Source organism: Limosilactobacillus sp., assembly GCF_051873035.1.
Lineage (GTDB): Bacteria > Bacillota > Bacilli > Lactobacillales > Lactobacillaceae > Limosilactobacillus.
Genome location: NZ_JBJEEL010000025.1, coordinates 1 through 12047 on the forward strand (window position 1 = coordinate 1; position 12047 = coordinate 12047).

9 protein-coding genes and 1 pseudogene are annotated in these 12047 nt (G+C 47.2%); 8 read left to right on the forward strand and 2 right to left on the reverse strand.

Translation table 11 applies throughout. The features are described from left to right. Window positions 1-13: 13 nt before the first annotated feature. Entirely contained in the window at window positions 14-349 is a 336-nt protein-coding gene (locus ACI31H_RS02670) for a hypothetical protein (RefSeq protein WP_439770454.1), read from the reverse strand. A gap of 494 nt (window positions 350-843) precedes the next feature. Between ACI31H_RS02670 and ACI31H_RS02675 the strand changes: the two are divergent. The 3 genes and pseudogenes from ACI31H_RS02675 to ACI31H_RS02685 form a co-directional block, all read left to right on the forward strand. Then, window positions 844-1014: pseudogene (locus ACI31H_RS02675) on the forward strand (DNA-processing protein DprA); the annotation flags it as partial. A gap of 128 nt (window positions 1015-1142) precedes the next feature. Beyond that, on the forward strand, window positions 1143-3269 hold the full coding sequence (gene topA / locus ACI31H_RS02680) for a type I DNA topoisomerase (RefSeq protein WP_439770455.1): 2127 nt from the start codon (window positions 1143-1145) through the stop codon (window positions 3267-3269). A gap of 144 nt (window positions 3270-3413) precedes the next feature. After that, the gene (locus tag ACI31H_RS02685; protein WP_439770456.1) at window positions 3414-4289 is read left to right on the forward strand and encodes an aldose 1-epimerase family protein; all 876 of its coding nucleotides are present in this window, start codon (window positions 3414-3416) and stop codon (window positions 4287-4289) included. A gap of 80 nt (window positions 4290-4369) precedes the next feature. On the opposite strand, the gene plsY is transcribed toward ACI31H_RS02685, so the two are convergent. After that, on the reverse strand, window positions 4370-4993 hold the full coding sequence (plsY, locus tag ACI31H_RS02690) for a glycerol-3-phosphate 1-O-acyltransferase PlsY (RefSeq protein WP_439770457.1): 624 nt from the start codon (window positions 4991-4993) through the stop codon (window positions 4370-4372). Window positions 4994-5216: 223 nt separating this feature from the next. Between plsY and parE the strand changes: the two genes are divergently transcribed. The 5 genes from parE (at window position 5217) to ACI31H_RS02715 (ending at window position 11787) form a co-directional block, all read left to right on the forward strand. Continuing rightward, complete coding sequence (gene parE, locus ACI31H_RS02695; protein ID WP_439770458.1) at window positions 5217-7208, forward strand: DNA topoisomerase IV subunit B; 1992 nt, start codon at window positions 5217-5219, stop codon at window positions 7206-7208. A gap of 33 nt (window positions 7209-7241) precedes the next feature. Beyond that, complete coding sequence (gene parC / locus ACI31H_RS02700; RefSeq protein ID WP_439770459.1) at window positions 7242-9719, forward strand: DNA topoisomerase IV subunit A; 2478 nt, start codon at window positions 7242-7244, stop codon at window positions 9717-9719. Window positions 9720-9745: 26 nt separating this feature from the next. Continuing rightward, window positions 9746-10264, forward strand: coding sequence for a DUF1836 domain-containing protein (locus ACI31H_RS02705; RefSeq protein ID WP_439770460.1), 519 nt, complete (start codon window positions 9746-9748; stop codon window positions 10262-10264). A 12-nt stretch (window positions 10265-10276) separates the two neighbouring features. Beyond that, window positions 10277-10744, forward strand: coding sequence for an NUDIX hydrolase (locus tag ACI31H_RS02710; protein ID WP_439770461.1), 468 nt, complete (start codon window positions 10277-10279; stop codon window positions 10742-10744). Window positions 10745-10851: 107 nt separating this feature from the next. Next, window positions 10852-11787, forward strand: a complete 936-nt coding sequence (locus ACI31H_RS02715; protein ID WP_439770462.1) for a manganese-dependent inorganic pyrophosphatase — start codon at window positions 10852-10854, stop codon at window positions 11785-11787. Window positions 11788-12047 lie beyond the last annotated feature (260 nt).

Here is a 12047-nt window from a genome sequence, read left to right on the forward strand (position 1 = left end):
ATCCTTTCTTATATTAAAATGGAGCGATGTTGTGCTTGTCCAGTACATCGTCTATAACAGAAGGTAAGAGATGTTCACGGACTAATACGTCTAAATGCTCGCCTGAAAATAACTCTGGTGAGTCGATTGACTCCATGCTGAAATCGTCAAGTGCATCTTGTACTAGATCAAAATTTCCAAGCAGCGCTCTTTCTGCTTTCAGCTCATTACACCAATAGCTACCGGTTCTGTTTCCTGTGATATCACGATCAAATGCTAGATTTTGCAAGTCTTCGTAAGCTTCACCTCGATTTTTGCCGTTGAAAGTAATATCTGAATCTTTGAGTATGGCCTCCAATTCATCCACCATTTCCGATTTGTAATCATAAAATTTTAAGTTGTTTAATTCTTCATCACTCGTTGTTCATCATCCTTTCTTTAACATAAGATCAGGTAGACCGTCTTGACGGTCTTAATTTAGCTATGAGACGAATTTAAACGATGGGGAGTATGAGTATACGTCAAACTATTTTTCGTGTCGTCTGAGCGGCAATCTGAGCATTAACGTAATTCATCGTCGTCACATGTTACGTATACAAGTTGTTTACCGTTAGACGATGATAAACTCAAATAAATATTAGTTGTTGAGTAGTTTAATAGTTATTGATTTGTCATATTGATCATCCTTTCATGTATTACATAGATTCAAGACGACCGGCTCGACGGTCTTCGTGGTATAATTTAATTAAGTATTGCCTTGCGATTCTACCAATTTAGAAAATAGATGAAGTCAGAGCGCTGAGACACAAATGAGACACATGCATAAATAAACACCCCGTAATCGTTGATATTACGGGGTGTTTTAATAGTGGTAGTATTATTACGGCCAATTTAGCGCTGGAAGAAAACCGAACCGTCTGTGCCGTCCCGGGGCGGATTGACACCTTTCGTTCGTTGGGTTGTAATGAATTGATTGCTGCTGGGGCTAAGCCGGTTCTACGTGCCCAGGATATTCTGGATGAATTTTTACTGTAGTTTTAACTGCTTGCCATCCTCACAAAATTATCATAAAATCGATTTTCCATTTGACAGACACAGGTCACATGGAATAATAATAGTGATGTATTCAATGAAGAAAATATTAAATGTGAGGAGCCTATTGTATGGCAACCAAAACAACGAAGAAGACGGCCACCAAAAAGAAGACGACGCGCCGTCGCTCAAAAGTAAAAAAGAATCTAGTAATTGTTGAATCACCGTCCAAGGCGAAAACGATTGGCCGTTTTCTCGGTCGTTCGTACAAGGTGGTGGCTAGTCTCGGTCACGTCCGCGACCTGCCCAAGAGCCGGATGGGGGTTGACGTCGAGAATAATTATCAACCGGATTACATTTCCATTCGTGGGAAGGGGGATGTAATTAAGGAGCTGCGTAAGGACGCCAAAAATGCCAAGGCGGTTTACCTGGCCTCTGACCCGGACCGGGAAGGGGAGGCCATTGCCTGGCATGTTTCTAATATTTTAAAGTTAGATGATAGTCAAAAGAACCGCGTAACCTTTAATGAAATTACCAAGGATGCGGTCAAAAACGCCTTTAAAGAGCCACGGACCATTAATATGGACCTGGTGGACGCCCAGCAGGCCCGCCGGGTGTTAGACCGGCTGGTTGGTTATTCGATTAGCCCAATCCTGTGGAAGAAGGTTAAGAAGGGCCTGAGTGCCGGCCGGGTTCAGTCGGTAGCCTTAAACCTGATTATCCAGCGGGAGAACGAGATTAAGAACTTTAAACCCGAAGAGTACTGGACAATCGATGCTGATTTTAAACATGGACAAGATCAATTTACCGCTAGTTTTTATGGTGAAAACGGTAAGAAAGTTAAGTTGGCTAATAATGACGCGGTTCAGAAGGTGCTCGGTAAACTTGACAAGCAGGCGGATTTTGCGATCACCAAGGTAATGAAAAAGGAACGTTGTCGCCAACCCCAACCACCGTACACCACTTCTACGATGCAACAAGACGCCAACCGCCGTCTTAACTTCCGGACGCGGAAGACCATGATGGCTGCTCAAATGCTCTATGAAGGAATTGATATTAAGCAGGGGGCACCGGTAGGGCTCATTACCTACATGCGGACGGACTCCACGCGAATTGCATCGATTGCCAAGCACGAGGCGTCACAGTTTATCCATGAACAGTATGGGGGTGAGTATGCCGCCGTTAAACCAGTGAAGGGTAAGCTACCGGAAGGGGCCCAGGATGCCCACGAAGCGATCCGGCCCACTTCTGTTCACCGGACCCCGGCCCAGATGAAACCATACCTAACGAATGACCAGTACAAGCTTTACAGCCTAATCTGGTCCCGGTTCGTCGCTAGTCAAATGACGCCGGAAGTAATTGATACGATGAACGTTAACCTCCAGCAAAACGGGGTTGACTTCCGGGCTAACGGCTCGAAGGTTAAATTTCCTGGCTTTACCAAGGTTTATAAGCGAGGGGACGATAAGGATAACCTTTTGCCCGAGCTGAGTGCGGGTGATCAGGCCCAAATGCTTAGTGATAACCCGGCTCAACACTTTACCCAGCCACCGGCCCGCTACACCGAAGCGGCCTTAATTAAGACCCTGGAAAGTAATGGTGTTGGTCGGCCGTCGACCTATGCCCCAACCCTGGATACCATTCAGCGCCGCTACTATGTCCGGCTAGTTTCCCGCCACTTTGAACCGACGGAACTCGGCGAAATTGTTAATAAGATTATTGAAAAGCAGTTCCCGGATATCGTAAATGCCAAGTTTACGGCGGAAGTTGAAGGTGAGCTTGATCAGATCGAAGCTGGTAAGCAGAACTGGGTTAAGGTCGTTGATAGTTTCTACCAACCATTCTCTAAGGAAGTACACGACGCTGAGGAACAGGTAGCCAAGATTCAAATGAAGGATGAACTAGCTGGCATTGACTGTGACATCTGTGGGGCGCCGATGGTGATTAAGATGGGGCGGTATGGTAAATTTTATGCCTGCTCGCGTTTCCCCAACTGTCGTAACACTAAGGCCATCGTAAAGGATACCGGGATTACCTGTCCGGTTTGCCATCAGGGAACCGTGGTCGAGCGTAAGTCAAAGAAAAATCGGGTCTTCTACGGCTGTTCTCGTTACCCTGACTGTGACTTTGTTTCTTGGGATCGGCCAATTGGGCGGAATTGTCCAAAGGATGGTCACTTCTTGGTAGAGAAGAAGGTAAAAGGGGGCAAACAGGTAGTTTGTCCGAATGGTGATTACCAAGAAGATGTGCAAAAGTAAGTAAAAAAGCAGTAAAAGCTAAGAAAACTTTTACTGCTTTTTACTTTATAACCCCTTGAAAGCGCTGTTACATTTTACTATTGTGTAGGTGAAGATGGTTAGTTATACTAAATGTTAAACGCTTAGCAAAAGGAGCGAGTGGTAATGATTACTTTGCAAAATGAGAACTTAACGGTGATGATTAATGAACGCGGGGCCCAGTTACACAGCATTAAGCGGTCGGGGAGCCCGCTGGAGTATTTATGGCAAGGGGATGCTAAAAGTTGGGGCCGGCAAGCGCCGATCCTCTTCCCCTTTGTTGGCCGTCTGAAGGATGACCAATACCGCTTTGCCGGTCAGACTTACCACCAGACCCAGCACGGCTTTGCCCGGGACCGTCAGTTCAGCGTGGTCGAACAGGCGAATGACCATGTTTTACTGGAGCAACGGTCTGCTGATGATACGCGGGCGGTATACCCCTTTGAGTTTATCCTGCAGGTTGACTATCGGCTCGTCAAAGACCAGTTGGCAATTCAGTACCGGGTAGAAAATCCGGCCGACCATTCCCTGATCTATGCCATCGGGGCACACCCTGGCTTTAACATGCCGTTGACGTCAGCAGGCCGGTTTGAGCAGGTTGAATTTAAAGTAACCCCGGCAGAAGAATATTCGCGAATTGTCCTGGTGGGGCCATACAATGATTCTGCTCGTCCGCAGTTGATCGATATGCACCAACCACTGCAACTTAACCATGAGCTCTTTAACCATGATGCCATTATCTTTAAGACGGCGGGGAGTGACTTTGCGGCCACACTTACGGATCCAACCAGCAAGCACGGTGTGACCGTTCAAACGACGGGAACCCAGTATGTCGGTCTGTGGTCCGCTTACCCGGCGAAGGCTAACTTTGCCTGCATTGAACCATGGTGGGGAATTGCCGATAATGTTAATGCGGATGGCCTACTTTTACATAAGCAAGGGATGTCCCGTCTCGCACCGGGCCAAGCAGCTAGTTACCACTTTAGCATTCGTCCTTTCTAATTAAGGGTTAGTATTTGAAAGAGTTAAAAAGGCGCGTGACAGAAGTTATAACAGCTTCTGTCACGCGCCTCTTTGTTAATTTACTTGTGACGTTGCTTTAAGTAATAAACCAGGCCAAAGTGAACGAGGGATTCATTCCCGTGGATAATTCGGTTAATGTTTGCCCGGTGACGGTTTAATACGAGCAGGGTTAAAACACCAGCCACGATTGCTAATATCCAGTCGTGAATGAATAAGGCAATTATAAAAATAGCAGTAATACCAATGATACTAGCAGCACTAGCCATGGAAGTTAGCAATAGGGTAGCGATGAAGATCGCACAAGCAACCCCAAATAGTGGTGGGTTGTAGGCGAGCAAAATACCGGCACTGGTTGCTACGGCCTTCCCGCCGTGAAAATGGTCAAAAATGGAAAAGGTATGGCCAAGTGAGGCAAAAAGACCGATCAATAAGGGATTAACGCTAGAGCCAAGCCCTAAAAGGTAAGGCTGTGAAGCCGCCAGGGTCCCCTTGAGGACGTCCATTAGTAACACCACAACCCCTGCCTTAGGTCCTAGGGTCCGAAAAGTGTTGGTAGTACCGATATTGCCACTCCCCAGTTGACGAATATCCTTGTGGTAAAAGGCCTGACCGATCCATAAGCCAGATGGAATAGAGCCCAATAGGTAGGCCACCACGATCATGCCGACGATTTTAACTAACATTTTAAATCTCCTCAAAATTTACTTGTCAAATAATTAGAATAACATGCTTAAGGGGGAAACGGTAGCTTTATAAACAAATAATCGATTGTTGTTTGCGAAACGACCGTAATTTGAGTATTATCAATACTGTAACAATTTTTAGGTAACGAAAGCCAGCTGGTTTGCCAGCTAGGCTCGTCCATGATAAAATCGATTTATCGAACATATGTTTAGTTAAAATGGTATGGGAGGTCATTTTGTGACCACAAAAAAGGTTAAATATGATGAATCATCAATCCAGGTGTTAAAAGGACTAGAAGCGGTACGGAAACGTCCCGGTATGTATATCGGCTCAACTGATGCCCGTGGACTTCACCACCTGGTTTATGAAATAGTTGATAACGCCGTTGATGAGGCCTTATCAGGTTATGGTGACGAGATCAACGTAACAATTGAAGCAGACAATGCAATCACCGTCCAGGACCATGGCCGGGGGATGCCAGTTGGTATGCACGCCTCTGGGAAGCCGACACCGGAAGTAATTATGACGGTCCTGCACGCGGGTGGTAAGTTTGGCCAGGCCGATGGCTACAAGACCTCCGGTGGTTTACACGGGGTAGGGGCGTCGGTCGTAAACGCTCTTTCATCACGCCTAACGTTGACCATTGTCCGCGACCACGTCCGCTACCAGGAGAAGTTTAAAGATGGTGGACAACCAATTGGAACGCTCAAGAAGCTCGGTAAGACGCGAGCAGGGAGCGGAACCACGGTTACTTTTAAGCCGGATCCGACCATCTTTACCACGACGACCTATGATTACAACACGCTTGCCAATCGTCTACGTGAATCCGCTTTCCTGCTCAAGGGGATTAAGATTATCCTGACCGACAAGCGGGCGGGTCAAGAAAAACAGGACATTTTCCAGTATGCGGACGGTATTCAAGAATTTGTTGCCTACCTCAATGAGGGAAAGGATACCCTTGGTAAGACGCTTTACTTTGATGGTAAGGACCAGGGGGTCGAGGTTGAAGTTGCCGCCCAATATAATGATGGCTATTCAGAAAACCTATTATCATTTGTTAATAATGTCCGCACACCCGATGGGGGAACTCACGAGGCTGGTTTCCGTAGTGCCTGGACGAAGACCTTTAATGAATACGCCAAGCGCGTAGGCCTTTTAAAAGATAATGCTAAAAACCTTGAGGGAAGCGATGTTCGTGAAGGGTTAACGGCCGTAATCTCTGTCCGGATTCCTGAACGGTTACTCCAGTTTGAGGGTCAGACTAAGGATAAGCTCGGGACGCCCGAAGCACGGAAAATCGTCGATAATATTGTCAGTGAGCAGTTGAATTACGCGCTGATGGAAAACGGTGACTTTGCCCAAATGCTCATCCGTAAGGCTCTCAAGGCTCGTGAGGCCCGGGAAGCAGCACGGAAGGCCCGTAACCAGGCCCGGGGCGGTAAGCGGAAGAGCCGTAAAGAACGGAACCTTTCGGGAAAATTAACCCCGGCCCAGTCTAAAAACGCCAAGAAAAATGAGCTCTTCTTAGTCGAAGGGGACTCTGCCGGTGGTTCTGCCAAGCAGGGGCGGGACCGGAAATATCAGGCCATCTTACCCTTGCGTGGGAAAGTGTTAAACACCGAAAAGGCGAAGTTAGATGATGTGTTAAAGAATGAAGAACTAAACACCATTATTTATACCGTTGGTGCTGGGGCCGGCTCAGAATTTGACGTGGCCGATTCTAACTATGACAAGATTATCATTATGACGGATGCCGATGATGATGGTGCCCACATTCAAATCCTGCTACTGACCTTCTTCTACAAGTACATGCGGCCAATGATTGAGGCGGGAAAGATTTACATCGCCCTGCCGCCGCTGTACCGTCTGCAGCAAGGTCGGGGAGCTAAGACCCGGATAACCTATGCCTGGACCAACGATGAACTTACCAAACTCACTAAGAAAATGGGGAAGACGGCGCAATTACAACGGTTCAAGGGTTTAGGTGAAATGAATGCTGACCAACTTTGGGAGACGACGATGAATCCAGCGACCCGGACCTTAATTCGGGTGCGGATCGAGGACGCCGAACTTGCCGAACGTCGGGTAACAACCCTGATGGGGAGTAAAGTCGAACCACGGCGGGAATGGATTGAAGATAACGTTCAGTTTACCCTAAGTGATGACCAGGAAGCGGACAAGCTGGTGGCGGATAAGAAACACTTAAACCGGTAACCAGTGTTTTGTTAAGAGAAAGGAACAAGTTTTGTGAGAGACGCGAAGATTGAAAATATGTCACTTGAACAGTTGATGGGGGAGCGGTTTGGCCGTTATTCCAAGTCGATTATTCAAGAGCGGGCCCTCCCTGACATCCGGGACGGTCTAAAGCCGGTCCAGCGGCGAATCCTGTACGCAATGAACAAGGATGGTAACACCTATGACAAGGGCTTTCGGAAGTCTGCTAAGTCAGTAGGGAATGTTATGGGGAATTTCCACCCCCATGGTGATAGCTCAATTTATGAGGCGTTGGTCCGGCTCAGTCAGGACTGGAAACTCCGGGAACCCCTGATTGAGATGCACGGTAACAATGGGTCGATGGATGGCGATCCAGCAGCGGCGATGCGGTATACCGAGGCCCGGCTAAGTAAAATCGCCGGACTAATGCTTCAGGATATCGACAAAGATACGGTTGAGATGACCCTTAACTTTGACGATACGGAGAAGGAACCAACCGTTCTTCCCGCCCGAATTCCTAACCTACTGGTAAATGGTGCTACGGGGATCTCAGCTGGTTATGCAACCGAAATCCCGACCCATAACCTGGGGGAAGTTTTAGATGCACTGATCTATTTGATCAAGCACCCGGATGCTAGCCTAGCTAAGTTAATGGAATTTATTCCCGGCCCTGATTTTCCCACCGGTGGAATTGTTCAAGGGGTCGACGGAATTCGCAAGGCCTACCAAACGGGACGGGGCCGAATTGTCGTCCGGGCTAAAACCAGCATTGAAAACTTACGGGGTGGTCGTCAACAGATTAACGTCACCGAGATCCCGTACGAAGTTAATAAGGCCCAATTGGTTAAACGGATTAATGACCTCCGCTTGGCTAAAAAGGTGGAAGGAATTGTAGAAGCTCGGGACGAAACCGACCGGAGTGGATTACGGATTGCCATTGAGTTGAAGCGGAATGCCAATGCCGAGGGAATCTTAAATTACCTGTTGAAGAATACCGACCTGCAGATTAACTACAACTTTAATATGGTGGCAATTGACGACCAACGACCAATGCGGGTGGGACTAAAGCACATTTTAACTTCCTACCTGGCCTTCCAAAAGACGGTGGTGCGGCGCCGGACTAACTACAACCTTCAAAAGGCCCAGCACCGTTTACACATCGTGGAAGGGTTAATCAAGGCCCTCTCCATTCTTGACCAGGTAATTAAAACAATTCGGGCCAGCAAGAACCGAAAAGCGGCCAAGCAAAACTTAATTGACCAGTATGACTTTAGCAGTGAGCAGGCAGAGGCCATTGTGACCTTGCAGCTGTACCGGTTAACCAACACCGACGTCACCGAATTACAGGATGAACAGGCGCACCTAACCGACCTGATTGCCGAATATCGGTTGATCCTTGATGACGATAATGAGTTGGCTAAGGTTGTCCGGCGAGAAATGCAGGCGGTTAAAAAGGAGTTTGCTAACCCGCGGCGGACTAAGATTGAGGACCATGTACAAAAACTTGAAATTGATACTAAAGTGACCGTTGCTAATGAAGACTGCATTGTCCTGGTATCACATGCCGGTTATATCAAACGGAGTAGTTTACGGTCATTTAAAGCTTCAGCGCTGGATGAGAACGGTTTGCGTGAAGATGATTACCCACTATTAATCACGTCGACCAATACGTTGGCGCACCTATTTATGTTTACTAACTTAGGACACGTTATTTACCGGCCGGTTCACGAATTAGCTGATGTCCGGTGGAAGGATACTGGTGAGCATATTTCACAAACAATTGGGCTAGCCGAAAATGAAGAAATTATCAAGGCCCTCGTCTTTGATAAGCTGGACCTGCCAGGTACCTTTCTCTTCGGTACTTCCGATGGTCAGGTTAAGCAATCCGCCTATACTGATTACCAGCCTGGTTCGCGCTACAAGAGCCACGCTAGCGTAGCGGTTAAATTAAAGAGTGCGGATGCCCGGGTGGTTAACGTGGATTACTATGAGCCAACAAATGAGAATCGTTCACTATTAGCCATTAGCCGTGACGGTTACGCGGTCCGGTTTGACGTGGCCGACGTTCCAGTCACCGGGATTCGGACCGCTGGTGTCCGGGCCATTAACCTTAAAGAAGGGGACGTAATGGCTGACCTGGCCTTGGTTACCGATGGCCAGCGGATAGCTTCGATTACCCAACGCGGGGCCTTTAAGGAGATGCCAGTCGATGAAATCGCGGTTGGTGCCCGGGCGCGTCGTGGCGAATTAGTCCTGCACCGCTTGAAGAGTCATCCCCACCAGGTTGCCGACTTCTTAGCTTACGATGCTGACTTTACTGGTAGTTTCGAGATTATTACTGACCGGCCGCTCTTCCAAGAAGTGGCGGTTACTGACCACCATCTTGGTTCGATCAAATCCAACGGGACCTTTGTATTGGATACGGAGACCCAGGGGACACCGGTTAAAATTAGGGTTAAACAGACTAACCCGGTTGCGGAGCCGGAGCAGCAGTCGCTGTTGAATAAGTAAGCGCCGTAAAAAAATGAGGTGATGATATGGGGGTAATCGAACGACAACTTCGGCTAACAATTCCGGAGCTGATTTTGCCACGCTATGACGACCTACCACGACTAGGACTTTACCTTGAGCAAGTGACGCGTTATTTAAACAGTACCTTCGATGGCCTTGCCGACCTGCAGATCTCAAGCACGACCATTAGCAGTTATGTTAAACGAGGCTTAATTTCGCGGCCCACCAAGCGTCTCTATAACCGTGAACAGTTGGCCGAATTAATTTTTATTGCAGCCTGCCGGTCAGCGGTATCGGCTGACGATCTACATCAGTTGCTGCAGATGCGGCGTCGTAAGCATCCCCTGGCAACTGCCTATGATTACTTTTGTGCTAAGTTTGAAGAAAACTACCAGTACGTATTTGGCCTACGTCCCGACCTACCAGAAATTGGTCAGGAGGACAGTGAAGAAAAGCGAGCCTTGGACAATGTTTTACGGATGGTTGCCTGCCACTTGTATTTAAAGCACTACCTTACCCAGGCTCAGGATAATCGTAATTCATAGGGGGAAAATAAGATGGCATACATTGAGGATATTCGTGCCGCGGTTGGCCACCAGCCACTAATTTTAACGAGTGCTTCGGGGGCGTTATTAGATAAGCAGGGAGCAGTCTTGCTACAGGAACGGGCTGATACCGGTAACTGGGGCTTTCCCGGGGGGTACATGGCCTATGGCGAAAGTTTTGCCCAAACTGTCAAACGCGAATTTAAAGAGGATGCTGGAATACTAGTTGAACCGGTCAAACTGTTACGACTACAAGATAATGACCAGTATACCTATCCAAACGGTGACCAGGTACAGCCGATCAATGCTTTTTACCTTGTCCGGGCTGTTAATCACCACCAGTTTGCTACTAAGCCGACCGAGACGGTGCAAACCAGGTACTTTGCCTTAAACGATGAGCCGCCCCGCTTCTTTAATCAGCAACATGCTAAAATGTGGCAGATTCTTAAAAAGGCAGTCAAACTTAATCAATTAAAATAAATTGGGCAATCGCCGCACTAGTACGGTTAATCATGATAGAATAGTTACTGAAAACATTTCACTAGTGGGGTTGGCCTCACTAGTGGATAAAATGGAGGAATTACTTTATGGAAAAAGAATTAGTCTTTGGCCACCAAAAGCCTGATACTGATGCGATTACTGCGGCAATGGCCTTCTCATACTTCCAAAACCAATTGGGTTATGAGACGGAAGCCGTTGCGTTAGGCGAACCAAATGCTGAAACCAAATTTGCCTTGGACAAGTTCGGTCTGAAGGCACCACGGGTTATCAAGACGGCCGCAAACGAAGTTAACAAGGTAATGCTGGTCGACCATAACGAACCGCAACAAAGTGTTAGCGATATTGATAAAGTGACGGTTACCCACCTGGTTGACCACCACCGGATTGCGAACTTCAATACTACCCAGCCACTGTGGGCTACGTTACGTCCTTATGGCTGTGTTTCAACGATCCTAACGGAAATGTTCCAGCAAAAGCACATCGATATTCCTGCTAACTTAGCGGGGATGATGCTTTCTGCCATCATTTCAGATACGCTCTTGTTGAACTCACCAACGACGACTGACCATGATCGAGAAGCCGTTGAATACCTGGCAAAGGTTGCTGGTGTTGCTGACTACAACAAGTACGGTGTTGAAATGCTGAAGGCCGGTGCCAACGTTGATGCTAAGTCAGACACGGACATCGTTGATGGTGATGCCAAGACCTTTGAACTGGGTGGGGCTAAGCTACGGATCGGTCAAGTTAACGCGGTTGACTTGGATGATGTCTTCAAGCGGCAAGCAGACCTGGAAAAGCAAATGAAGGAATTAATGGACCAAAATGGTTACGAAACCTTTATTTTAATCGCAACGAACATTCTGAATAGTGATTCAGAATTACTGGTAGTTGGTGATCACACCGACAAGGTTGAAGCAGCTTTCAACCACAAGTTGGATGACCAAAACCGGATGAACCTGCCAGGGGTGGTTTCCCGGAAGAAGCAAGTGGTACCTCCATTGACGGATGCCTTTGAAGGCTAATTAAAAGTTAAATAACTAAAAAAGAGCAGTAACATAAGCTTTTAAAAGAAGAAGCATTTGTAATTTTTAAAGAAATTCTGAATGCTTCTTCCTTTTTTTACGAAATGACACAAATATAAAAACGACCTGCCAGTCGTTTTCTTCATGTTCAATATTTTAGATGAAAAGAGAATTTATTCTGCACTTGATGCTGCCAGATTTTTATATAAGGCAGATTGCAAGAAATAACTTGAACGAATTTAATGACGTAAATTAAGCAG